The 25,810-nt window shown below is 38.1% G+C and carries 24 protein-coding genes and 3 pseudogenes; 21 read left to right on the forward strand and 6 right to left on the reverse strand.

What is annotated here, in order from left to right:
* Positions 1-125 precede the first annotated feature (125 nt).
* Positions 126-560 carry a hypothetical protein gene (locus DXB58_RS05565; protein ID WP_122136173.1) on the reverse strand — a complete coding sequence of 145 codons (435 nt, stop codon included), beginning with the start codon at positions 558-560 and terminating at the stop codon, positions 126-128.
* Positions 561-1,630: 1,070 nt separating this feature from the next.
* Here DXB58_RS05565 and DXB58_RS05575 point away from each other — a divergent pair.
* The 15 genes and pseudogenes from DXB58_RS05575 to DXB58_RS05635 form a co-directional block, all read left to right on the forward strand.
* The gene (locus DXB58_RS05575; RefSeq protein WP_122136174.1) at positions 1,631-3,223 is read left to right on the forward strand and encodes a M64 family metallopeptidase; all 1,593 of its coding nucleotides are present in this window, start codon (positions 1,631-1,633) and stop codon (positions 3,221-3,223) included.
* Positions 3,224-3,362: 139 nt separating this feature from the next.
* Positions 3,363-4,736: pseudogene (locus DXB58_RS05580) on the forward strand (BT4734/BF3469 family protein); the annotation flags it as partial.
* 29 nt (positions 4,737-4,765) lie between these two features.
* A complete protein-coding gene (locus DXB58_RS05585) occupies positions 4,766-6,529 on the forward strand; it encodes a recombinase family protein (protein WP_122136176.1) in 1,764 nt (587 codons plus the stop codon).
* 507 nt (positions 6,530-7,036) lie between these two features.
* Positions 7,037-7,228: a hypothetical protein gene (locus tag DXB58_RS05590; protein ID WP_117932451.1), complete on the forward strand. Its 192-nt coding sequence runs from the start codon at positions 7,037-7,039 to the stop codon at positions 7,226-7,228.
* A gap of 10 nt (positions 7,229-7,238) precedes the next feature.
* The gene (locus tag DXB58_RS05595) at positions 7,239-8,144 is read left to right on the forward strand and encodes a hypothetical protein (protein ID WP_233527240.1); all 906 of its coding nucleotides are present in this window, start codon (positions 7,239-7,241) and stop codon (positions 8,142-8,144) included.
* Positions 8,145-8,815: 671 nt separating this feature from the next.
* A complete protein-coding gene (locus tag DXB58_RS05600) occupies positions 8,816-9,841 on the forward strand; it encodes a DUF3871 family protein (RefSeq protein WP_122136178.1) in 1,026 nt (341 codons plus the stop codon).
* Positions 9,842-10,148: 307 nt separating this feature from the next.
* Positions 10,149-10,736, forward strand: coding sequence for a tyrosine-type recombinase/integrase (locus tag DXB58_RS05605; protein ID WP_122136179.1), 588 nt, complete (start codon positions 10,149-10,151; stop codon positions 10,734-10,736).
* Between the two features lie 463 nt (positions 10,737-11,199).
* On the forward strand, positions 11,200-11,613 hold the full coding sequence (locus DXB58_RS05610; RefSeq protein ID WP_122136180.1) for a lipocalin family protein: 414 nt from the start codon (positions 11,200-11,202) through the stop codon (positions 11,611-11,613).
* Positions 11,614-11,681: 68 nt separating this feature from the next.
* Positions 11,682-12,125, forward strand: coding sequence for a hypothetical protein (locus tag DXB58_RS27885; protein ID WP_199487927.1), 444 nt, complete (start codon positions 11,682-11,684; stop codon positions 12,123-12,125).
* 1 nt (position 12,126) lies between these two features.
* Complete coding sequence (locus DXB58_RS05615) at positions 12,127-12,477, forward strand: hypothetical protein (protein ID WP_233527241.1); 351 nt, start codon at positions 12,127-12,129, stop codon at positions 12,475-12,477.
* Positions 12,478-12,598: 121 nt separating this feature from the next.
* A complete protein-coding gene (locus DXB58_RS27890) occupies positions 12,599-12,751 on the forward strand; it encodes a hypothetical protein (protein ID WP_199487923.1) in 153 nt (50 codons plus the stop codon).
* A 114-nt stretch (positions 12,752-12,865) separates the two neighbouring features.
* Positions 12,866-13,951: a hypothetical protein gene (locus DXB58_RS05620; protein ID WP_233527242.1), complete on the forward strand. Its 1,086-nt coding sequence runs from the start codon at positions 12,866-12,868 to the stop codon at positions 13,949-13,951.
* Between the two features lie 141 nt (positions 13,952-14,092).
* Positions 14,093-14,920, forward strand: coding sequence for a hypothetical protein (locus DXB58_RS05625; protein ID WP_122136217.1), 828 nt, complete (start codon positions 14,093-14,095; stop codon positions 14,918-14,920).
* A gap of 184 nt (positions 14,921-15,104) precedes the next feature.
* Entirely contained in the window at positions 15,105-16,115 is a 1,011-nt protein-coding gene (locus DXB58_RS05630) for a hypothetical protein (protein WP_122136182.1), read from the forward strand.
* Positions 16,116-16,236: 121 nt separating this feature from the next.
* A pseudogene (locus DXB58_RS05635) lies at positions 16,237-16,986 on the forward strand (VapE domain-containing protein); the annotation flags it as partial.
* Positions 16,987-17,176: 190 nt separating this feature from the next.
* On the opposite strand, the pseudogene DXB58_RS05640 reads toward DXB58_RS05635, so the two are convergent.
* Positions 17,177-17,272, reverse strand: a pseudogene (locus DXB58_RS05640) (hypothetical protein); the annotation flags it as partial.
* Between the two features lie 144 nt (positions 17,273-17,416).
* Between DXB58_RS05640 and DXB58_RS05645 the strand changes: the two are divergent.
* The 6 genes from DXB58_RS05645 to DXB58_RS05670 are packed head-to-tail and all read left to right on the forward strand — an operon-like array spanning position 17,417 to position 20,985.
* Positions 17,417-17,782: a hypothetical protein gene (locus tag DXB58_RS05645; protein WP_122136183.1), complete on the forward strand. Its 366-nt coding sequence runs from the start codon at positions 17,417-17,419 to the stop codon at positions 17,780-17,782.
* The gene (locus DXB58_RS05650; protein WP_117935583.1) at positions 17,779-17,988 is read left to right on the forward strand and encodes a hypothetical protein; all 210 of its coding nucleotides are present in this window, start codon (positions 17,779-17,781) and stop codon (positions 17,986-17,988) included. Before DXB58_RS05645 ends, DXB58_RS05650 begins: the two co-directional genes overlap by 4 nt.
* Positions 17,972-18,514, forward strand: a complete 543-nt coding sequence (locus DXB58_RS05655) for an RNA polymerase sigma factor (protein ID WP_122136184.1) — start codon at positions 17,972-17,974, stop codon at positions 18,512-18,514. Before DXB58_RS05650 ends, DXB58_RS05655 begins: the two co-directional genes overlap by 17 nt.
* Positions 18,515-18,557: 43 nt before the next feature.
* A complete protein-coding gene (locus DXB58_RS05660; RefSeq protein ID WP_233527243.1) occupies positions 18,558-18,851 on the forward strand; it encodes a hypothetical protein in 294 nt (97 codons plus the stop codon).
* Positions 18,852-18,863: 12 nt separating this feature from the next.
* Positions 18,864-19,304 (forward strand): hypothetical protein, encoded by a 441-nt coding sequence (locus tag DXB58_RS05665; protein WP_122136185.1) that lies wholly within the window; start codon positions 18,864-18,866, stop codon positions 19,302-19,304.
* Positions 19,305-19,317: 13 nt separating this feature from the next.
* The gene (locus tag DXB58_RS05670; RefSeq protein ID WP_122136186.1) at positions 19,318-20,985 is read left to right on the forward strand and encodes an SUMF1/EgtB/PvdO family nonheme iron enzyme; all 1,668 of its coding nucleotides are present in this window, start codon (positions 19,318-19,320) and stop codon (positions 20,983-20,985) included.
* Positions 20,986-21,204: 219 nt separating this feature from the next.
* On the opposite strand, the gene DXB58_RS28110 is transcribed toward DXB58_RS05670, so the two are convergent.
* The 4 genes from DXB58_RS28110 to DXB58_RS05690 all read right to left on the reverse strand — a co-directional run bounded on the left by DXB58_RS28110 (position 21,205) and on the right by DXB58_RS05690 (position 25,809).
* On the reverse strand, positions 21,205-21,390 hold the full coding sequence (locus DXB58_RS28110) for a hypothetical protein (protein WP_233527244.1): 186 nt from the start codon (positions 21,388-21,390) through the stop codon (positions 21,205-21,207).
* Between the two features lie 109 nt (positions 21,391-21,499).
* Complete coding sequence (locus DXB58_RS05680) at positions 21,500-22,021, reverse strand: ORF6N domain-containing protein (RefSeq protein WP_233527245.1); 522 nt, start codon at positions 22,019-22,021, stop codon at positions 21,500-21,502.
* Between the two features lie 97 nt (positions 22,022-22,118).
* Positions 22,119-24,428 carry a glycoside hydrolase family 3 N-terminal domain-containing protein gene (locus DXB58_RS05685; protein WP_122136218.1) on the reverse strand — a complete coding sequence of 770 codons (2,310 nt, stop codon included), beginning with the start codon at positions 24,426-24,428 and terminating at the stop codon, positions 22,119-22,121.
* 166 nt (positions 24,429-24,594) lie between these two features.
* Entirely contained in the window at positions 24,595-25,809 is a 1,215-nt protein-coding gene (locus DXB58_RS05690; protein ID WP_117935573.1) for a DUF1735 and LamG domain-containing protein, read from the reverse strand.
* Position 25,810: the final 1 nt, after the last annotated feature.

Below are 25,810 nucleotides of genomic sequence, written 5' to 3' on the forward strand. Positions count from 1 at the left end.
TGAATAATACGATGAATTTCAACCGTTTACATGCTGACAATAAGCCATGACAATAGGCTGACAATAAAAACTTTCAACTTTTATTGTCAGCCTATTATTTGATAGATCAGGTTCGCAGCAGGATATTATAGGATTCGTTTCAACTTTCTACATATTTTTCTGATCCAGCAATTGCTGCAAATTGCATTGTCGGATATAGCCTCTTTCTCAAAATTTCGCAGTCTTTCGTATTGTTCCTCCACCATTTTCCATAAGCCATCCAATCGTGATCCCTGTCCTCTCATGGCCATTAATTCTTGATCGCGCATATCCAATAGCGAGACATACAGTCTGCAAGACTTGTTTTTCTCCATGCAAAGCTGCTCTAATGCGTCGATATATTCTGACGTAATTCCCAGTTTGGTCCGTTTTATAAATTCTTGAAGACTATCATCGTCTACAGTAACGACATCATCCGCATAAGACACCGCAACTTTTTTCATTTCCACCCAGAGCCATATATACTCTTTTTCAAGCCGGTATTTTTCGGCTGCTGCTTCTATGCTAATCCATTCTGACATAGTGTTTGTTCTTTATTTGTTAGACAATGAGGAATAAATAGCGCTCTATCGATGTTGATGCAACACACATTCGCGCTTCTTGCATTCCGGACGGACGGGGAATTGGTTGGGGATTTTTAAGGGTTATGAAACCAACCGGATACAAGAAAAGCGTGAATGCTGTTGAATCAATATCTCCTTCTGAGGCCTAGCAACCCGTCCAAAAGATAATGATAACAACAGACACCCACGCTAATCGTTTATATATAACACATCTTACATCGATATGTTGACATACGACCGTTCGCGTGGAATATCTGTTGAATCATCTCTCTTTGGACAGAAATTTGCTAGGTTTCAGAAGAGAGAGACAATACGTTAATATTCCTACTAAAAATAAAAACGCTTTCCACCTATTTCATCACGCTGATGAGTAGAAAGCGCATGACAAAGATATGTATTTTTTTTGAAACACAGTGGAAATACGGAAATAAATACAGGAAGTTTTGTATTGAAAGGGAGGAAGTTCAATGTCAGTAAACAGGATATAGGAAATACATACCCTTTATCAAATGAATGTAACCCCATTAAATGAATGTTATGTAGCTGATATCTTTCACTTAACAAGTAGGTATTGTTCGGCTAGGGTAACGGTATCTTTACCTTCCCACGGCCGTGGTGACTTCTTCCCACAGCCGTGACAAGTTCCTACCACGGCCGTGGGAAGATCTCGTCACGGCCGTGACGAACTACAGATACCAACACTTTAGCGGAACTATACCGGCAGGTGAATGGAAGTATACCTGCTTCTTATCATAACAATACGCGGTAGACAGCACGTCCGTATCTGTTTCCCAATGTATCAGCTCCCGTTTCATTAGCCCTAAACTTCATTAGTCGCGGATTAAGTTACAAATTCAGGTTTCGCTAGTTCTTCACACGGCTTCTGCCACTTTTAACACTCAAGATGTTTTCCTTTCGCTAAAATTAGCTATTTTTGTATTCATAACAAGTCTGGGGTGGAAAACTTTCGTTATTTATTAACGAAGTATTGTAATATCACATACCAAATAAAAACAAGAGATATAAGTATGATAAACAAAATCTCAAAATTAGCCCTCATTCTCATTATTGGATTAACAATTTTGTCATGTAGCAAGGAAGAAAAAGCGTCGATAGAAATAAATGAAAAAGAAATCAGTCTAACAAATGACGGAAGTGAAATTCAACTAATAATCACCTCCAATGTTAGTTGGACGGGTTCTTTAATTGGTGACAAAGAGGGAATCCAATGCTTACCCTCGCATGGAGAGCCCGGCACTACACAAGTATCAATCAAAGCATCTCCTAATGCAACAGTACAAAATAGAAATGCCAGTTTAACTATAACGGGAGGAGGGGCAACTGCAACAGTACAAATAAAACAATCTCCTCTGACATTTGTAATCGCCCCCCAGTCACTGCTATTCAATCCTGATGATACTAGTCACGAGCTGACTATTACTTCTGATGTAAACTGGGAAATCGCAGATAAGAATTGGCCTGAATGGATGAGCATTTCGCCTCTATCGGGGAAAGGAAACGGAAGCATTCAATTTAAAGTGAACGACAATAACAAACGTAATGATTCATCCTTTACACTATCCATTAAGTATTCGGGACAACAAGTATCAATTCCTGTTACTATTAAGACCGGGAACTATGGAGATGGAGGTTATACCATATATCAGATTAGTAAAAAAGCCCATCCAATTAAATTGATAATCACCGGAGACGGTTATCTTTCCAACCACTTTAATAATGGAGGACTATTCGATCAAAATGCTGACGAAGCCATTGAAGCTTTATTCGCAATTGAGCCCTATAAAACATACAGAGAGTATTTTTCAGTTTATAAAATAGCAGCTTTTTCAGAAGAGACCGGAATAAGCAGCCAGGTTGATAATATCCGGAAGAATACAGTATTTTCCAGCACACTCGTTGGAGGAACCGGCATAGAATGCGATTATGATAGGGTTCTCTCCTATGCCCTTCTTCCTCCTGATATGACAGAGGAGGATTTAACAAACACATCAATCTGTGTAATTATCAACGAAAACACTTATGCAGGCACTTGCTGGACGGTAAGCAACGGAATAAGTATTGCAATGATACCAGTCTCCCATCCGCAAGAGTCTTATTACACAATCGAATTTCCCAATATAGTTCGCCATGAATTCGGCGGTCATGGCTTTGGAAGACTTGCTGATGAATACATAGTTTATGATACTACTATTCCGAATGAAGAGAAGGAGAATTTACTACTTTGGCAAGAGTATAATTACAATTTAAATATCTCTCCTTATTACACGAAAGAGCAAGTACCTTGGAGTAGGTTCATCGGGAAGCCGGAGTATCCACATGTTGATGTTTTCGAAGGGGGGTATTACTACCCCCAAGGTATTACGCGTTCGGAAGACATCAGTTGTATGGATGATAACAGACCGTACTTCAACACACAAAGCCGGTATCTAATAGTAGAAAGAATACTTCAAGCAACTGGAGAGGGGAAACTGACCTATCAAAAGTTCTTTGATAAAGATGTACAAAAAACACCACCGCCATTAACACGGAGTTTAATCACACCGAAGGATTTCAAGCCATTAGCACCTCCTATTCGTATAATGGATAAATCTCATAAATAGCTGAATCAAAACTCAAATAAAAAAGCCGTGCTCCTTTGTCATGATAAAGCCCAAATAGCTTGTTTTACGAGTACCTTATCCGTACCTTTGAAACCAATAACAAACACTTACAAGTCTATAAAATTCAAGATAAAAAGAAATGAAGATTACACAAATCAGGGAAAACGGAGATACGGAAGCACTAAGCGTGATGGACATTGACCTGCTGATAGAGAAAATGAAGAAAGAAACCAAGCTCCGCCCGGTATCCGGACTACGTCAGGCCCTGCATTTTGTTCTACCCGATGAACCTTGTTCTCTCGCTAGCAAACTACCACGAGTGATTCCTGCCGCAACTTTCGGGCGAGTGAACGGAGTGAAACGAATGAAGACCTACAATGGTATTGTAGAACTGACCATTGGTCCGTTAGCCGGAAAAGCAGAAGTGGATATTGTGAAGCAAAAGGCTGCCGAACTTCCCCAGATAATGCTGGCTTTTATGGGAGCAAGCGGAAAAAGTGTCAAGATATGGACTTGCTTCACACGGCCGGACGGCACTTTGCCGCAAACAGTGGAAGAGGCCGAAGTGTTTCAAGCGCATGCCTATCGCCTAGCCATCAAATGTTATCAGCCTCAACTCCCTTTCAATATTTTGCTAAAAGAGCCAAAACTGGAACAATTCTCACGTCTTAGCTATGATCCGGACTTGATTTATCGCCCCACCCCTGTCCCCTTCTACCTTTCACAGCCTATCGGTATGCCCGGCGAAATGACGTATCATGAGAAATCGAGCACTGAAACATCTCCATTGAATCGGGCCTTGCCGGGATATGATACGGAAGATACTGTAGCATTACTTTACGAAGCGGCATTGCGGAAAACATTTGAAGAAATGGACCAAGCGTGGCATCGGAATGATAGTGATTTGCAAACTTTAGTAGTCCCGCTTGCCGAAAACTGTTACTACTCCGGCATTCCGGAAGAGGAGGTAACCCGACGAACCATCATGCGTTATTACAAAAGAAAAAATCCGATGTTGGTACGCGAAATGATAAGAAACGTATATAAGGAATGCAAAGGAGTGGCCAAAGGCAATTGTCTGACTAAAGAACAGCGCCTTAGCCTGCAAATGGACGAATTTATGAATCGTCGCTATGAGTTTCGCTACAATACGCAGATTGGAGAAGTGGAATACCGGGAGCGTTTCTCGTTTCAGTTCTATTTCCATCCCATCGACAAACGGGCGCAAAACAGTATTATGCTGGACGCCCAATCTGAAGGAATCGGGGTATGGGACAGGGACATAGACCGTTACTTACATTCCAACCGTGTGCCTATCTATAACCCACTGGAAGAATTTCTGTTTCATTTGCCGCATTGGGACGGTAAAGACCGCATTCATGCTTTGGCAAACAGGGTTCCTTGCAACAATCCACATTGGGAATTGCTTTTTCATCGTTGGTTCCTGAATATGGTTTCGCATTGGAGATGGGTAGACAAAAAACATTTGCACATAATACTACCATTTATTATCTTTGTACTATATTAAAACAGCAAAGATTTATGAGAGGTGCAATTTACAGTAGAGTATCTACAGAAATACAAGATTATGGTAAACAAACGGATGAATTAAAAGACTATGCTGCCCGTAATGATATTGAAGTGAAATATATCTTTGAAGAGAAAGTTTCTGGTTTTAAAGATGATAGAACAGAATTTCAGAAACTAGAGAAATTGACTAAAAATGATATTGATATTATTTTAGTGTGGGAATTATCTAGGCTTTCTCGAAGGTCTATCTTCATTCAGCAAACAGTAAAGAATTTCGCTAATAAGGGAATCTGTATCTTTACTAAAAAAGAAGGTCTCTATACTTTGAATGATGACGGCACGGAAAACAAGAACGCAATGTTTACCATTGGAGTAATATCAATGATAGCAGAGCAAGAAATAGAGACCTTAAAAGAACGAACAATTTCCAGTAAAAGAAGATATATTCTAAAGGAAGGTCATAGTTATACTCCTATAGCTCCCTATGGCTATAATTATAATTCGACAACAAAACAATTAACAATAAATGAAGATGAAGCAAAAGTTATTAGAAGAATGTATCAACTATCTATAGACGGAGTATCAACCAATAGGATTAGTAAGATTTTAACTAGTGAGGGGATAAAAACAAAGAAGGGCAATCCTAATTGGAGTTTAGCAACAGTAAGAGATATATTGCATAATCCTGTATACAAAGGAGTGCCGAAATATACAATGACTATTAGAAATAAAAAAGTTGTTGAGTTAGTTTCAGCACCACAAATAGTAAGTGAAGAAGTATTTGAGCAATCTGAAAATGAATTGATTGAAAGAAGGAATAGAAGCAAATCTGAAATGGTTAATAAGCCATTGTTAAGAGCCTTGATATTTTGTACAGATTGTGGAAGAAGGTATATATGCAACAGTGGTAGAAGTATATATGCCTGCCAAACGAGGTTTGATAACATTAGAGCTAATTATGTTGCAGATTGTCATAGTGCAGGTATTAGCGCAACCAATATTGAACCTATAATTTGGAATTTAGTTGAGAGACTATTTAAGAGTACTATTGCATCTAACAAGGCACAAGAACGGATTGAACCCTATCAAGAACAACTATCTAAATTGTCAGAGTCAAAAAATAACTTTGAGATGCAAAGAGATAAAATTAATAAAGATGCAGCTAAGCTATTTGATACCCTTCTTTTAATTAGAAACACTAACCCTACAGTGTTTACTAGCAAAATGGAGGATTTTAACAAAATGAGTACGGAAGCTAATGATTATCAAAAAGAAATAGACATTATTGAAAGTAAAAAACAGGCAATTCAAAGAAGGATTAAAGCCATTGAGGAAATTAAGGATATAGATATTACAGATGAATCGGAAAAATATGACATACTTCATAAAGTAATTGAAGCTATTAAGATTTATTCCGTAAAAACGAATCAAAAGGTATTTACAATATTATTTGCCAGTGGACTTGAATATAATGTTCTTTATAATGTGAACAAGCCCAAGTTTAGAATAGAATACGCTTTTGCCAGTGACGAAACTATTACTTTTAATAAGAAAGATAAATTGTTGATAAACAAGGTTTATTCTTCTGTAAGGGATATATTGCCTGATTTTTCTATAACTGCTGGAAATAATGATATGTTTGATAATGATGTATGTGGTGACTATAGTTTTCAAGAAGTGTGGGATTTACTAGAAAAATACAATAAAACAGAAGTCCTTAGAGAGTGGAAACCAGACTACACAAAGAGAGTAATCAATAGGAGAAGCAAAAAGTAACAATCTTTTAAGGTACATACTTTTTATCGGTATTGATATTTAGTAATCACATGTTATAAATACTTCTAGTCGATTTTTTCAGTTTGTGGTACAGGTATTAGGTCACTCCCCTAAAACTTAGTACCTTTGTATCAATATATTACAAATAGCGTATAAGATAAAACAGACACAAAAGATACACTATTTTATCACCATTTTTTATTTTAAACAGTACTATGCAAACATTCACCTATGAAGAAATCAGAGAAAAAGCACTAAAACAAGGAGTTACAGATAACAATCTTAGAGTTGGCTTATGGGCTAGCTTAAATGGCTATATTAAAAGCAAAAGAAGGATACAGGGAAAGGTTATCACAGTTTATTCGATACCCCAAATACAATCTAACTAAGATTTTTATAAAGTGTCAGATTCTCGTTTTTCAAAGTGTCAGATTCTCAAGGATAATATATTAATATAAAACATACTAATATCCATAGGGGTACACCCCATTTTTCATATTTTCATATATGATACTACACAAACCAACAGGAAATATTTTTAAAAACAGAAAGGAAGCCAAAAAGTTTTTTGGTACTTCACGATATAGGAAGATAGAAAAAGAAAAGCAGGAGATTATTTTGATTGATAATCAAGACTTCATAGCTACTGATGAAATATATAACGGTAAACAAAGACTTGATACTTACTCCTCAAAGTAAAAGTGCCAATATGGAAGCATTACTACTTTATTATATACGGACTAAATGCAATAAAGAATGTGCTTCTGTTATTGGTGAGAAAAAGATGCAGGAAGATTTGAATTTATCAGAAAGTACAGTTGAGGGTTATATTAGTAAATTGAAAGAGTATAAATCCATATTATCCATAAAAACTTTGAATCCCAATAATGAGGAGGATAAAAAAGAAATTGATAAAGTTCTTGGTGTACCTTATAAGGGAGATAAAAGGAAGAAAAATTTATATTATTTCCATGAACTACAAAGATTCTACTTTTTAAATCCACAGTTTATATACAGGACGGATATTGAGAACGAAATAAAAGGCTTTTTAATCCGTTTGGCTTGTTTATGTGAGCCAGGCACTACTAAGATTTATACAGCTAATTGCAGAAAAGAGAAAGCAAATATATCATCGATAGCAGATGATTTAAAGATGAGCAGGGATAAAGTTAAGCGACAACTAAATGAATGTGAAGAACTAAAATTAATAAAGCCTATACCACGTGGATATATGATCTTAGAAGATTCATTCTTACTCAATCGAACTAATACCCTCGAAGATAAAGTATATAATACTCTATACAGGTATTGTATAGATAAGGGAGTAGTACCACCAGATAGATACGAGTTTAATAGAAAAGGGAAATCTGTGCAATGCGATGGACTTACTATGTGTACCCCCAATATGCAGACTTGGTGGAGTATGTATAATTCAGAACTTATTAAAGATAAGAAATATTCACCTACGGAATTTGAAGCCTATATGGAAGATATTCTTTTCCCTGAAAGATTTCCAACGCTTCCATTAGAACCACATTGGGAATATTTTAAAAAAGCTCTTTTAAATATAGAACCAAAGAAGCAAGAATTTGTGGAAATGCCTATGTATTTATAAAGAGATATAGCATGGGAAATGTCTCCTATAAGACAAAATAAGACCGATATGGGAAGCATAATAAGTAAAGTGTATTACTAGTCATCTGAATACAAAAATAGCCGCAAGCGACTGTACGCCTAAAAACAGTCAAATGCGGCTTTTTTTGTTGAACTACTAAAATCTCCATAAGTACGGAGAATATAGCGGTTCGCAATTTTAAAAATGGGAGTTAATTTTCCCAATGGAAGTGTGGGAAAATGCAAATATAGCCTGTTTGGTTTATCCAAAATTCAAGGAGTAGAATACTTGGCAAACAGACTGTTCTTGATTTTTAAGAATACCCAAAGTTACTCATTATAAATGAAGTAAAAAAATAAACAATTCTCTATTTCTGATATTACTACTTAGCATATCTTTATATAGCAGCATAATACCCTGCTTTCTATTATGGTACATAGTAATACGTGGGCACGCAATATAGTATTAGGTACTTTATATATAATACCCCCATCCATTAAAAACATGAGCTTAAATATATATCAGCTTATTTCTCCTATGATTTACTGAATTGAAAGTTACATAAGACCGTGCAGAGTACGTCTAACGTCCCCCTAGGGTAGTTGGAGAGAAAACAAGATATATTTCAATCTACGTAATCAATTTATAAATCATTTAAAATCTTATTCGTTATGAGAAATCTACAAATTATTGGCAATGTGCCACAGGTAAGAAGAGAAAGTAACTTTGGTTTGTATGCAGAAGAAGCGGTAATAATCGAAGATCAGCCACAGGTAAAGAAAAAGAATCCTCATTTCTTGGAAGCCAATACACTAGAGGTAACAATGCAACATTTAAAAGATGATTGTATTACACCCGTATTCGCCAAAGATAATGAGCTTACAATTCCTCACCCTGCATTTATAGAGACTGTTTATGATGCTGCAAATACTTTTTTTAGTGGTGAAAGTATTGATAAGCCCGATATTCGTGTAAGCCACATTATTAAGGGAAGAATACCTGAAGCAGTTCATAAACCTGCAAATCAATTATTGGAAACGGATAAAACAATCTACTACGAAAGATGTGCTTTTATTATTCAAGTTCCTACGATTTACGAAACGGTGAACGGGAATAAGCTAACTCTTACTATTGGTGGTGTGAGAGCTTATAATCATACCAATTTGTATTCAAAGAAAGGAGCAGAAAGGTTTAAGGTATTTGTTGGCTTTACTTGTAAAGTATGTACTAATTTGTGTGTATCAACAGACGGTTTTCTTAGTTGTTTAGAGGTCACTAATACAAGGGATTTATATCAAGCTGTATTAGAGATGTTTCAGAGTTACCAACCTGCCAAACATTTACACCTATTACAGTCATTAGGCAATACCAGTATGACAGAACATCAATTTTGCCAATTACTTGGGAGAATGAGACTTTATCAATCATTACCACAAGGCTATCAAAAAGATATTCCTAAAATGCTTATCACTGATTCTCAAATAAATGCAGTTGCAAAAGCATATATCAATGATGAAAATTTTGGGAGCTTGGGGAATGATATAAGTATGTGGAAATTGTACAATTTATTGACAGGAGCAAACAAGAGCAGTTATATAGATAGCTTCTTGGATAGAGCGGTAAATGCTACTGAAATAGCAACAGGAATAAATGCCGCTTTGCATGGAGACACTAAATATAAGTGGTTTATTGATTGATTAAACAGGGGGAATATTCAGTAATGGGTATTCTCCTATTTTATTAACTGCGTAAAACAATGAATTATGTTCTATTATAAAATACTTGTTTGGCTCTTTTGGGTGGTATTGACTTTTATTACAGGTTGTGTTCCATTAATCTTGCTTATCCTTTGTGTTGGTTTGTGGAATGTCGAAGACGCAAATAATCGTCACTAATATGCAAAGTGAATGTTTCATTATAAATCAGCAAGTTAGCTTTATAGGCTTCTTGGTGGTAATGATGGGATATTCACTTTTATTCATTCACCTATAAAATTGAATATTTATGAGCTTGAAATATAGTAATACAACAGCCGATTATTTACAATGGGGAGAAGCTATGAATTTAGTTCGTTCTCTTTATAAAGATGGAGATTATAAAATGTCCTTACTTATTGCAATAGGTTGTTTTTGGGGATTACGAATAAGTGATATGCTTGCCTTACATTGGAAACAGATTTTAAATGTTGATGAATTTACGATAATAGAGAAGAAAACAGGAAAGCAGCGTACTATCAGAATTAACCAGCAGTTAAAACGACATATTGCAGATTGTTATAAACAGATACAACCGATTGGAATAAATGCACCTATTTTGATAAGTCAGAAAGGAACGGTTTACAGGGTACAAAGTATTGATGTATTATTGAAAAAGATGCAAACTAAATACAAGTTATCAGTTAAGAACTTTTCATGTCATTCTTTAAGAAAAACCTTTGGTAGACAGGTGTATAATATGAATAGTGATAATTCAGAGCTAGCACTCGTTAAACTGATGGAGCTATTTAATCATTCTAGTGTATCCATTACTAAGAGATATTTAGGATTGAGACAAGAAGAGCTATTAAATACTTATGATTGCCTTACTTTTTAATAAACAATAGTTCTTGCTATTACAAACGCTTTTCGTAACTTTGTGGCAATTTCAGATACCTAATGTGTTAGGGCTGAAAGGACATATTAGTTAACGAAGAGCGTTTAAGATATTATCTCATATTGGAATCTGGACAATTTCGAAGGTTGAAGATAATAGGCAAGAACGCTCACGTCAATGTTATATACCTATCTTGTTAAGATAGTCTATATATCGTTTGGCGTGGGCTATTGTTTATTATTCAACCTTGGGCAGTCCAGAGCCTCAATATGATAATATTCAATAGTTTCCACGCCTTTTAATTTTTAATAGTATCTGAAGGAAACAGGGTACATAAAACGATATAGGACTACGAATCAGACATTTAGAAACAAATTTTGCTACTATCTTTCAAGTAGCCAACTCAATTTTTGAGCAGCTTAGACTACAATTAATTTATTAACAAAAAGATTATTTACAGAATATGAAAACATTTAGATTTTTTGCGACTTTATTGGTTATTACTTTATGTGCAGGTTTTACTTCTTGTAGCGATAACGATGATGAAAAAGATAATAATAACTCTCCATTGGTGGGTACTTGGATGATGACGAAATCTATTAAAGATGGTCATACACGTATTCCTGGACAAAATGGATTTGATGGTGGATTAGGCATTGTTTTTTCTGCAGATGGTACATTCTATAATTTAGTGGAAAATGAAAGAGTAGAGGGTGGCAATTATTCTTATGATGAGAAAAATAGCACTTTAACACTTGCATATACTGGGGATGAAACATTATTTTGTTCTGTTAAGACGTTTAGTGCGATATCTCTTGTTATATCTTATACAGAAGGCCCATCATCTACTCGTGAAGATTATTTTGTGAAGCAATAATAGGACTTAAAAGTATAATGCTAGTTTTAGGACTAGCATTTACTTCCTTCTAAAAAAGACATAAAACTATGGCATATATTGTTAGAGATTTATCAAATGCCCAAAAGTTTGAATACAAAGAATATGAAGTTTTCATACATTGTATTGAAGATAGCTTTTGGAGTGGAGAAAGAACTTATAAAGCTGATATAGGTATTAGCGACCATACTTATTACAGAATAGCAGAAGATATACAAATAGCTCGCTATCAACAGCAGAGACAAAACTATTTTTCAACATTGATTCCAACGCCTTATAATCGTGGGTATAATGGAACTTATGACATAATGAAAAAATTGAAGGAACGTATATTGTTTAGTTCTTCTTTTAATGTTATTGTAAAACGTAAATTTACTATACTGAAAGATCATGAGCCTTATGTTAGAGATGCAATGGAGCAAATCAAAGCTATCATTGATAATAGATATGGCGACGTGAATGATAGATTTAGAAATATTCAGAATATGATTTGATATGACAAAGATTGGATGGATTATTATAGGAATACTTGTTTATTTCCTGTTAGGTTGGATTTTAAAGGATATAGTTTTTTCTATCATCACAATCGAAAGTGATACTACAATGGGAGATATTTTGAAGTATGAGCAAATTGTTTACTCTGCCTTAACGGCTATTTATATTATTATAATGGATGTTGTGCAAGGAGAAGAGAATGGAGATGCTACACTTCCTGTCATGCTGGTAATTGCTACATATTTTGGAGCAAGATTTCTTCCTCTTTCAATGGGAAGCGTTATATTGTACAGTGTATTAAACATTGTGGCTATAATTTGGGGAGCTTGTGAGTTGAAAAATACTAAATAAGAAGAAGTCTAATGGAAGAGTTTTTAATGATAATATTAGCAGGAGCGGTAGGTGGTTTTATCTTTTCACTCATAGTTAAATCTGAAAACAAAAGAAAACATAACTGATAAAATAAAGATTTATGGGCGCAGTAATAGGAATTGTAATTTATGTGGTAATAGCATATATAACTTGTCCACGTAAAGAAAATGGGAGTTTTGAAGAAGGAGCAGTAGCATTGTATATCATCGTTCCTGTTGTGGTTTTGGCGATTTATCTTATATGCAATAATTAGTTTTACCCAATAGATCCCAATAAACTTATGAGGAAAATTTTATATTGTATATTGCTTATGTTCTTATGCTCTATTCTATCATGTGAGAGGAAAAGACAATCAAGTGAACAAGAAATGAAAGATTCATTGGCAGCAGTGAACTTTATAAAATGTGCAAAGTCCCTATATGGCACTTTCTTGTCCCACTCTAATTTAGGAGAACAAGAAGAAGATGTAACATTCCCTGTTTTTAAGAAGCTATATCCATTAGAGAATGATTTAATAGATACGGTTTGTGCTATTTGGCTAGATTATACGATTGAGGATTCTTGTATGCAACAATCTATTGTTAATAAAGATTCTAATGATATTGCAGTTACTGCATTGCTTCAAGCTTATATTGAAGCAAAACAAATTCAACTACCTCAAAATCCTGTGGATAGATATAAGTGTATAGATAGCATCATCACTAATAATCTGATTCCAGATGCAGAACTAGAAAAAGGCTGTGGTAATCAAATGCAAATAAATGCAAGTTTCAATATTAGTGAAATTTGGATGGAATATTTACGCTATCATTATGAGAAACAGTTAGAAGAGTTGTTAAAGGAAAAAAGTGTTCCATTATCATTGCATACAGAACAGGAAGAATACAGTCAATTATTAAAAGCTCAAATTTGTTACTTGGATTCTATTGGATATGGTGATGGCTCTGCTTCTTATATGGCATATAGTCAGTTAAGTGAAGAAATGTTTCAAATGCGTTTTACAGGAATTTTAGATTTATATTTCGCATTACAAGTAAAGAAATATAAGCCTGATAAGGTTTATAAGCCAATCCCCAACAGCATAATCACACAAGAATATAATGCGATATTGCGCGCCATAGATACTAAAGATTATTATGATTATTTGGATATAAGCTCAAAAGAAAAAGTAAAAGTGTGCCTCTTGAATGAGCAGAAAGCTTGGAATAGTCTTATGAAAGCAAGGAAAAATACTTCGAGGGAATTGTATGGTAGAATAAAAACTGTGTATGATAATGCAACTTATCGTTTACAACGTTATCACTTGATTCAGCTAAAAAATACCTTTGAAGGATATGGGGCAATGTCTAATGATGTTTATTCTTGCTTATTATCTGATACTTGTAGTTATGATGAATTATTGCACGCTCCTAATTTCACTGTAAAATGGGATTCTATAAGTATAAAAGAATAGTAAAGTTAGGATACAAAAAGGGAGAAAGAAGCCCCCAAAAATAATAAAGAGTTATTTTCGATAATTAATGGTAAAAGAGAAAAACAGCATTTGAAGAAATTCATTTGCTGTTTTTTTATTATCATTGCAAACAAAAACACTATGAAGCCAGTAGATAAGTTCTCAATACAGTATAGCGAGTTACTAGAGTATATATATCCAGTAACACAAGAATATTTTCCTGATTTTGATTATGATGAAGAAACTGGACAGACATATATGTTACCGTCACAAACGCCAGATACTTTTAAAGGAAGGTATAACAGAGGAATATTGAAAGGTAAATTCTCGTTTGATCCATACATAAAGAATCGTGAATTGCAAGATTTGCTTATGGCATTGGATTTAGATGCTGAAAAGTTCTGGTATCTGCTACTATTCTGCTATGATTGTAGTTGGGGTAAGTGTATGGAAGGTATAGAGGTCAAAGAATCACCTAAAGAACAGATCGAAAAGTTCATAGATGCTATTAGTGAGGATTACAAGAGAGACACTCCGTTTGGGGCAGTTTTTAAAAGTCCTATTTGTATTACATTGAAAATAGGAAGGAAGAATATTGTGATGGATAACAAAACTGCTATTGCCTGTATGGCGAAGTTTTGTGCTAATGGATTAAAGACTATTGATTCAAACCAAATGGATACCAGTCATATTGATTTGAGTAATCCACATACTGAATCATTCTCTGTATTGGCTTATTATTTCTCACAAATGATTATCACAGCGCTGAATTATCAAGAACAGGTAAAGGAGAAAAGGAAGAAGGGAGCTAATATGTCTGACAAGGAAAAGATGCTAATCTCTCATCTCCTATATTTCACTGGTATTGTAAGCAATGAGAGTGTGATAACTGATAATGACTATCTGAAATCTTTGTTGAAACAATATAAGGATAAAGACATAAGGAGTATGAACGCATTCTATTATTGATTCTGATTTATTTTTTATTCATTTCTGCTTTCTCATTCTCTAAATACTTCATTCTGCAGCTTGTGAAGTAGGGGAATAAGAAAGCAGTGTTTTTTTATCCCTGTTAGTGTTCTTAATAAAGCATCATCTTTGCAGTATAACAAATAAAGCTGGAGCGCACCAGTCTAAAAACTGCAAAGATATTATGAATGCAAAAGAAAGTATGAAGAATGAAGTTTTTGCTCTGGAATCAAGAGAAGTAAACGAAGGAAAGAAAGTAGCTTTTATTGCTGGTGGTATCAATCGAGATATTAGCAAGGCTAATTTGAATGGCAAAGTCAAATCTATTGGAGAACATACGCATTATATCCCGCTTGTTGTGGTTGATGGCGAAGATGTTATAAAAGCAGGGTTAAGTTTGAAAGACCCTATATCTGGACTGCCAATAGATTCTTCTAAGGCTAAGGATTATTTGGTTATTATTGAAGGACAGCACAGGTATATGGCTATAATGGAGCTTCGAGAGAAAGATGCAAAGGCTAAGAAAAATTATGAAACTGCAATGAAGAAATGGCAGAAGGACGGTAGCAAATCGGAAGATAAACCAGAAGAATATACTCCTAAAGCCCCTACACTTATAAAGGCTATATACCCATTGGTTGAAGATGAAGATATACGAATTATGATTTCAGTAATGAATAATACGTCAGTAAAGTGGAATAAAGGAGATTTTGCTAAACAGGCTTATGCTGCGTATCCCGATAATGAGGTTTTAAAGTTCATCGTTAAATATATGGATATGAAACATCAAAAAGCAAAGAGGGGTGGAAATGATGATATGTTACCGAATGGTGGATTTTCACTGACAACGCTTAGCAAGTATTTGATTTATTCTTCTAAGATAAATGAATCGGTACTGGCAGATACGTGTAAATATGGAGAGGATGTTTTGGAAAATAAAATGGGGGATGAACCAAATAAGCTGGTTAAAAGAGCAGAAGCCATAATAAAAGCAGGTTTGGATGCAGGATTTACCTATCGTTTTTTGGCTAAAGGATTCTTCATTGATTGGATTGTAGAGAAGAACAATTTAGGTACTGATTATACAAAACTGATTGAAGTGTTAAGGAACGTAAAAAAAGAAGATGCGAACAGTATTATGAAAGAAGCACAGAAGCACAACTTTATGGAAATATTAAATGAGAAAATAAAATAGTGAATCTTTAGTTATTGATATTAGTTGCCAGCTAGCGTAATGTTAGCTGGCTTTTTTATTAGTTTTATTGTAAATGAGTATTGGCGTTTACTATGATAGTATTATGTGCAAGTGAAAATATGATAAAATGCACGCGAATAGTACATCCCCCATATTAGTAGGGGCACAGGGAACTCATAAATCAACTTTCTGCCGTGAAATGATTCCGCCTGCACTTCGAGCTTACTATACGGACAGTATTGATTTCAGCCAGAAACGGGATGCGGAACTGTATCTGAATCGGTTTGCGCTCATCAACATTGATGAGTTCGACCAGATTACTTTGACGCAACAGGGATTTCTGAAACATATTCTCCAAAAGCCTGTGGTCAATCTTCGGAAACCGCATGGTCGCTCGGTACTTGAATTGCAACGATATGCCTCATTTATCGGTACAAGCAATCAGAAAGATTTGCTGACTGATCCTTCGGGAAGCCGTCGTTTCATCTGCATTGAAGTGACAGGAAACATCGACACTACACAGCCGATAGACTATGAACAGCTTTACGCACAAGCCATGCACGAGATTTATCATGGTGAGCGATACTGGTTTGACAGTGAAGATGAGCAGATTATGACTGAAAACAACCGTGAGTTTGAGCAAACACCGGCTATGCTGCAATTGTTTTATCAGTATTTTAAAGCTGCGCAAACAAAAGAGGAAGGAGAATTTCTTACTCCGGTCGAGATACTGAATTATCTGAAGAAAAAAAGCGGTATTTCATTGTCCGACAACAAAGTATATCACTTCGGGAGATTGTTACAAAAGTGCGGAATTACCTCGAAGCACACGTATAAAGGTACTGTTTATCAGGTAATAAAGGTATCATAAGAGATAAAAGTAAGGCTGACAATAAAAGTAGAAATATTTTATTGTCAGCCTATTATCAATGGTTATTGTCAGGTGGTAGAATATTGATATTCATCAACTTAAGCAACATTCTGACAATATGATAATAAAAGCAGGCACAAACTAATGGTATGATCTAAGTTTGAAATTTTGTTTCATAGATAAATAGAAGTAGAAAAGCGTTGACCAATCGTCCCATTGATTCTAGTTCGTTCTCTTTCAAATAATTCTTTGCTATCGACACATCTATTTTCACAACCTTCCCATTAGAAGTTTTCTTTCATCTAGTTAGTCTCATGAAAAAAATACCCGTTCAATTTTACTTTTGTTCTTTTGCCAGGTCTTTTATGTATAATGAACTCACGAAGAGGGACGTCCAACGTGAATGTATAACGAAATAATATAAAAGACTATGCGTACAACTGGAAAATGGAAAACTGGAATACTGGTAATTACGATGACGTTGATTTGCGGAACTACAAACGCACAACACAGGAATCGGCATTACTATCCACATCGGGTAGTTACCGTTGTGACTCGGCCTGACGTAACATCTCATATCAGCAACCGTTTCAACCAAAAGGAACGATTGGCGATGGCTGTGGCTTACTTAAAAACAAATAAGTACCTCACCATCAAGCAGTATGTAAAAATGACGCAACTTAACAAGGCTGCGGCAGAAGCCGAGCTTGACGCTTTTGCGATGGATAAGAAAAAGCCCATACAACTTGTAATCAGAGGGAAAAAGAAAGTGTATATAAAAAAGGATAACGCATGAAACCGATTTGGAAATTAATAGTTTTAGGAGCGACCGTTCTATTTTTGATGCAATCGTGTGTGACTGTACGTCGGCCACGCCACCGTCACCACCACAAGCATTGTCTTGTCGTTGCACAGTTGCTAACCGGGACAACCTTGTTAAACTTTCTTTCTGGCGAATGTCCGGAAGCATCAGAACCTGTTGTTTATGGAAATAAGGGATGATCGGGAACTGATGGCAATCATAGCCAAAGAGCCGGAAAAAGGGTTCCGAAGTCTGATGGCGAAGTACAAGGAAGCACTGTATTGGCACATCCGACGACTGGTGGTAGCTCACGAGGATGCTCAAGATGCGACACAGGAAACTTTCGTGCGGATATTCCGGTCGTTACCCGATTTCAAGGGCGAATGTTCCTTCCGGTCATGGATTTACCGGATTGCCACCAACGAAGCCTTGCGTCTTCTAAGCCAGCGTCGGAACGACCGGGTGCCGTTGGATGATTCTCCGGTTGAGTTAAACAGTATGATGGCCGACGAGTATGTGGATTACAGCGATTTGGAAACGGTCAGGCTGCAACAGGCTATCCTGACATTGCCTACCAAGCAGCAGTTGGCTTTCAACTTGCGGTACTATAACGAATTGGGATATGACGAGATTGCCGATATTACAGGTTCAACCTCGGAGAATGTAAAGTCGAACTATCATATCGCCAAAGAAAAGATAATAAAATATATGAACTTAAACAATTAGAGATATGAAAGAAGAATTTAACTTCAACCGCATAGGTAAACGAATGCCCTATACCGCACCCGAAGGCTTTTTAGACGACATCGAAACGAATGTATGGGAGACTATAAAGGATGAGACGACACCATCCAAGTCCAAGCGGAACTATCGCCTTTGGTATTCAATATCCGGCGGACTCGTGGCGGCAAGCGTCGCATTGTTGCTTGTCTTCAACACGCTGCCCGACCATCAAAAGACGGACGACTTAGAGATGTTTGAACAAGCTTTTTCAAACCTAAGCAGCGCCGACCAGAATTATCTACTTACCGTCTATCAGGACGACTTATTTATAAACGAATAAAAGGTATCAATCATGAAAAGTTCTTTTAGAATCCTTCTGCTTGCTATGGCAATGACCACCTTTTGCATAAGTACTTATGCCCAAAAGGACAATAGACAACGTATGACGCGGGAACAATTAGCCGAGACACAAGCTAAATATATCGTGAAAGAAATGACGATGGATGACGTAACCGCAAAAAAGTTTACCGCAACTTTTTGTCAATTCCAGAAAGAAATCTGGGCACTGGGGCCCCGTCCTAGAAAAGAGTCTTCGAGCTGCTCGGACGCAGAAACGAAGCAGATTATTGCAGACCGGTTCGCTCACAGCCAAAAGATACTCGACCTGCGGAAGAAGTATTATGCAGAATACTGCAAATTTCTGACGCAAAAGCAGATTGAACGTGTCTATAAACTGGAAAGGAGAATGATGAATCATCTGTATCATCGCTCTCAAAAGGAAAAACCTCAATAATAATGATTTGATTATGAAGAATATTTTGAAGATTCTCTGTTTATGTTGTCTTTCGTTACTCTTTCTGTCCGCAATGAACTCGTGTCAAGATGACAATGAAGAAATAGAAGAAGCCGTATTGCCCGATGGGCAAGAACAGGACTCGACCTCGGGAAACCTTACCGCATCCATCGTTGACGGGCTTTATGTGAACTGGAGCAAAGGCGATATGATAATGCTGGTCTACGATGGGCAGGCGGTTAGAGCGGAAACACAAGAATCCGGCAGCACGTCGATCCTTTCAGGCACCGTCGGGAGTTCTTTCACCGAGGATAATCCTTTGTATGGCGTGTATCCCGCGGATAACGTGGTGTCCTCGGACCGTGAAAGCGTAACCATAACCGTTCCCGCCACTCAAACAGGTGGTGGCAGCGGATATGATGAGAAGTCTGTTGTGGTAGTGGCTCGTACGATCTCCGAATCTCTGGCTTTCCGGACCATTGGCGGTGGCATAAAACTTAACTTCCAGATGTCGGGTGTGACAAAGGTCGAGTTGGAAAGTGTCGATGGTTATGCTCTATCCGGAACAGCCGGAATAAAATGGGATGAGCAAAGTATGCCTACAGTCGATGAAATAAGCAATGCACACTCCATCCTTACTTTCAATGCTCCCGAAACGTCAGGCTTCATCCCCGGTAAGGACTATTATATTTCCACCTTGCCTTGTGATGTCTATGGAGGATACAGGCTTTCCATCTATAGAGAAGACGGATGGGTCGCTGATTATTTCGGCGTACATCAAACGATAGAACGAGCCTCGTATATAACTCCGAATGACTTGGTGGAAAATGAATTGAAGTTTGAAGCCCCGGATGCCCCGCTTGTGGAAGAAGAACGTCCTGAACTGGATGCCACTACGACCGCTCTTCTTCGCCAATATCAACAAAACCCGATGGAAGAAAACAAACAGGCATTGTTAGATCAAATGGGACTTCGCTATGATAAAGTCGTAGCAAGAAAGAAAGCCAAGCTCCGCGAACTGGAGAGGGACGCAAAAACTCCCGGCCTCGTAGAAGAAATGCAGGGCATTGTGGATGAGATGGTCGAGAATCGGGATATTCGGCTCGAACAACAATTCCTGCGACTCATCGATCCTCGAAACGACGACGACCCGAATGATGCCTGGATGGTGTTGCGCGGTGCGTCAGCTCCGAATGCTTACATAGGTTATGCACCTGTGACAAACGCTGAATACGCAGACTTCAAAAAGGACTTCATCTATGATGCAGGAAAGGGAAACTATCCGGTGGTAAACATTACGATTGCTGAAGCCACAGCTTATTGCAACTGGCTTACAGCCCAAGATAACGCTCACGTATATCGTCTTCCAACCGATGAGGAGTGGATTCTCGGTGCCGGTCACATGCCTAAAGATGTTTCTATGAACTCCGGCCGCGTAGAATCGGGATTGACAGCGGTGGATGCTTACAGTCAGACGACCGGTGCTTGCGGAGGCATCGATTTCTGGGGCAATTGTTGGGAATGGACTTCTTCAACGGACTCGAGCGGTTCGTACATCGTTAAAGGGGGCAGTTGGGACTCTGAACGAGATGATTGCCGCAGCGAGAAATCGGACGTTGTGAGGACTGGCACACAGGGCTACGCCAATGTAGGTTTCCGGGTGGTAAGGACTGACAGATAGGAGAAGAGATTATAAACAGAATGCCTGAACCTACGGATGAAACGCGACGATGAAAAAGAATGAAAGCGGCGAGGTAGGTAATCCCAATCATGCGGATGGAAAATTCGAGACTATAAATAAAAACTTCACGAGAAATATTCCGATTACCTTCTTTTTGAACTATCCGGCTTTTCCGGATAGTTGTATCCTTATCTACTTCTCCTTGCGAATATATATTTCTCAAATGTTCATTAATTGTACGTATATCAACATCGACATCGCCTTCTGTGTCAGCCACAGAGTTTCATCTTGATAAAGCACTTCAATGCCTTCTTCTTTATTCTCTATCTGAAAAATAAGAAATTCAGCCGTACTGTTGCGTATTTGCAGTTTCTTGCCCCCGTTATTGTTTTCTTCCATATTCATCTTGAACATTCATTTCCTTTAGAAAAAACAAATGTACTTAGCTGCCAAAGATAGTATCTCCTATTTTATTGGCCAATAGAGCAACCAACGGAATAACCGGACAGCCTATTTATTCTTTCTTCTTGGGAGTAATGAAGCCGATAGGGTTACGCGGCTTATCTGCTAAAGCCTTTTGCGCCTGTAACTCGGCTAGGGTTTGATTAATTAACTCTAACTGCGTCCGGGTGTCGTCGTTGATGTCGTTATAGTCTGCAAAGACTTCCTCTATGTACTCTTTTAGTTCTTTGACTTCGTTTTGAAGTTCATGTACTGGATCAGTCGGCGGGTTTAACAGCAACTGACGAACCGCAACGAAAGCACGCATTATCCCTCTGTTTATTTCAATAGCTGTATCAGAGTTTAGAACACTACTAAGCATTGCTACGCCTAGTTCCGTAAAAGCAAAAGGCATGTATTTAAAATTGCTGCCTCTTCCTTTGTTCAAGATCACAATTTGTGATCTTGAAAGTTCGTCCTTCGTGAGTTCAAACATAAAGTCCTCACCTTCGAACCTTTTTAAATTACGTCTAACAGCTTGTTTTAGCACCCTGTTTTCTATTCCGTACATTTCCGCCAAATCAAAGTCTAACATCACTTTTTGCCCGCGTATGTCGTAAATCTTACTTTGTATTACTTCGAGAAGAAACAAATGTACTTAGAACATATCGAACTGCCAAAGATAGTATCTCCTATTTTATCTCCACTTTCGTCTGTAATCTGATGTCATCAGAAGCAGCACCGATCATTACTCGGAAAGTTCCCGGTTCTACCACCCTTTTCAAATTCCGATCGACAAGTGCAAAATCCTCTTCGGACAAAATAAACTTCACTTCCTGTTCTTCTCCACACTTCAAATAGAAGCGTGCAAAATGTTTCAATTGCTTCAACGGTTGCACTACTGAAGCATATTCATCTCTCAAATAAAGTTGAACAACTTCTTCACCATCGTACTTTCCGGTGTTCCGGATTTTGCATGAAACTTCGAAAGAGTATGGTGTCAGAGCTGACAGATGTAAATCTGAATATTCAAATGTGGTATAGCTCAAGCCATATCCGAAAGAATAAAGCGGAGAAGCTGACATTTCTACATAGTCATGGCTTTGGGGAGCTTTCTTATTATAGTATACCGGAACCTGTCCGACGGAACGGGGCACAGAGAATGGTAATCGTCCTGCCGGATTAAATTCACCGAATAAAACATCAGCAATGGCATTCCCCCCTTCTTGTCCCGGGTAATAGGCGGTCAGCAGTGCATCTGCATTTTCTGATGCCCAGTTTTTATCCAAAGGACGCCCTTCAATGTAAACTACTATTAATGGTTTTCCGGTAGCTTTCAAGGCTTTGAGTAATTCCTGTTGTTTTCCTAATAAAGAAAGCGTTGCACGGTCGAAGCCTTCACCACATTCCATATCGCTGATTGTCTTTTTATCAGCAATGGCCGCACCTGTTTCTTTATAACTGGTTTTGAAATCACGGGCACTGGAGCCTCCTACCACAGCAATAACGACTTCGGAACGCTGGGCGGCTGCAACGGCTTGTTCAATATCAGACGTCACGGTATCACGAATGGAACAGCCTTTCACATATTCCACCTGTGAGGAAGAAAGTTTTGCTCTGATTCCATCCAATACGGTCTTTACATTTTCTTCTTCCTGCGGAGCGGTGTAATCTCCTAACATATTATAGCGGTTATCAGCATTAGGTCCGATCAGTGCAACTTTCATACTCCTGTCTAATGGAAGCAGCGAGTGTTCATTTTTCAATAAGGTGATCGAAGCTTGTGCCACTTGGCGTGCCAGAGTAACGTATTCTTTGCTACGAACTTCTTTCTTCGCTTTTCCGGGATCCACATAAGGATTTTCAAACAATCCCATTTCGAATTTTAATCGAAGTACACGACTCACGGCTGCATCAAGGATTTCTTTACTTATTTCCTTCCGGTTCACCGCATCCATAAGATTCATATAGGCATCGCCTCCCAGATCAATATCGACTCCGGCAGATAAGGCCATTACAGCCGCCTCTTTCATTGTAGAAGCAACAAAATGGCTTTGATGAATGCCTTCGATACTGTATAGATCGGAAACAACAAACCCTTTAAACTTCCATTCATCCCGTAGAAGTTCGGTCAGGAGATAATGATTGGCTGTACAAGGAATACCGTCCATCGAATTATACGAAGTCATTACGGATAATGCTCCGGCATTGATAGCTTGTCTAAATGGTGGCAGAAAGTTTTCATGCAGTTCACGTATACCTGCAAAAGAGGGATTCCCGTTCTGTCCGCTTTCCGAGATACCGTAAGCGAGGAAGTGTTTGAGGGTAGCCAGCGTGCTGTATGGACGTGACAAATCACCGCCACCTAATCCTGCCACCATCGCTTTTCCTATTTCACCCGTCAATACAGGGTCTTCACCAAAAGTTTCTTCCACGCGAGACCAACGGGGATCACGGGCCAAATCAAGCACAGGTCCATAGCTGATATGTCCGCCTTGAAGACGTATCTCTTTGCCGATTGCTTCACCTACCTCATTTATCAGTTGGGGTGACCAAGTTGCAGCCATCCCAATTCCGGTAGGAAAAACGGTTGCACCAATCGCCATGTGGCCGTGCGGCGCTTCTTCTGCCAGGAATAAGGGGATCCCCAAACGGGTATTCTCCATCACATACTTCTGTAAGGCATTTCCTGCCTTTGCAGCCAATACGGGATTCAGCCCGGTTGCTAATGTTTTCTTTGTCCACGGATCGGCACGATAGGTTGCCCATAGCATTCCGGCATTTCTGTCTTTTATAAGTTGCTTGAATTTATCAGAAGGGAGCACATCGTTACCTTTGATTTCATACATCTCCCAACCCAAAGGACAAAGGAGTTGACCGACTTTCTCTTCTAATGTCATACGGGATAGTAAATCCGCAACTCTTGTTTCTACGGGTAAAGTCGGATTTTTATAGGCTACTGCCGGAAGCTGCTGTGCAAAGGAATAAGAAACTCCTGTCATCATAGCCGTAAGCAATAATGATTTACTGATTCTATTTAGCATAACTATTTTTTATAAACTTAGCTATTTAAAAGAGAAGTCTGCCATCCCCTCGTAATACCTTGCAGCAAAACCGATTCGACAGCAGACTTCATCGTACTAAAGAACAACCTCTATTTTACCTCTTTTAGAACGGACATTTCTGGTTGTCTACATAGGTGATAGTTCCACCGGGCACTGCATTGTGACCATGACCTGTCATATCAAGCACCGTACCATCATCCTGCGTTTCGCCATCAAAACGCCAGTAAGCAACAAGTCCTTCGCTAGTGGGGTCCACATAACAAACACCATCTTCAATCTGTGCCGATGTACGTGCCACATTCCATACGCGACATTCGCTTATGTAACCATCAAAGAAACGGGCATTACCTGCTGAACGGCCAATGGAGAATGCATCATTCCATGTATGACCATCATAAGCCATACTCAAATTAATAGTTCCACCATTCTTGGTCTCTACGAAATGGATTTGCTCACCGTCCAAATAAAGACGGAGATACTGACCGTCGTATACAGCAGCAAAGTGCAACCAATGTCCGGTAGGAAATTCCTTTTCTACCCACGATTCATAGTGATCTTTCTTATCGGGATGAGATGCTGTACCGATGGAACCTTTCACGAACTGCAACTTATTCACAGGATTACCGGCGCCGTCACCAAAACGGAAGAGGAAGTTTTCTTCGCATCCGCATAATGAACTAATGCCACTGGCACTCTTTTCCTGCCCAACCGGGAAAGACTTAGGAAGCACTTTCATTTCCAATGTCATCTGCCCGAGTGCTTTCACCGGACTATTTTCCTGATCACCAAACGAAGGAATATTGAAATATCCCCGGCGTGCCAAATAGGCGGCTTTAATTTCAATCACTTTGGTGAGCATGACATAAGCAGTGCGGGAACTCTCCATAACTTTCAGATCACTGTTTGAAACGGAAGTTATAGTTACGGGAAGACAGTAAGATACACCTTCCTGTAATTTCTCGGAATCAGCAGTCACTTTGATTTGTGTAGACTGGTTTTGTCCGGCTGGAATTATCACTTCACCACCTTCAAAACTATAGCTGCCTTCAGGAGGCATTTGACAGTTACGACCGGTAGAAGAGTTGAAAGATTCCAGTAATTGAGGAGCCACCTGTACGCCTACCGTCACGTCTGTTTCCGCTTTATCGGTGGAGGTCACGGTCAATCCTAAAGTAGACTGTCCCTCAACCAGGAATTTTACGTTCGATGAAGTCAGCGTACCGGTCATGTAAACGGCATCACTGTAATCCGGTTCGGTCTTGCAGCCTGATACACAGAGCAACAAAGCCAATAAAGATAAAAGTGTATATTTCTTCATG

The organism is Bacteroides sp. OM05-10AA (genome assembly GCF_003439055.1).
GTDB classification, from domain to species: domain Bacteria; phylum Bacteroidota; class Bacteroidia; order Bacteroidales; family Bacteroidaceae; genus Bacteroides; species Bacteroides intestinigallinarum.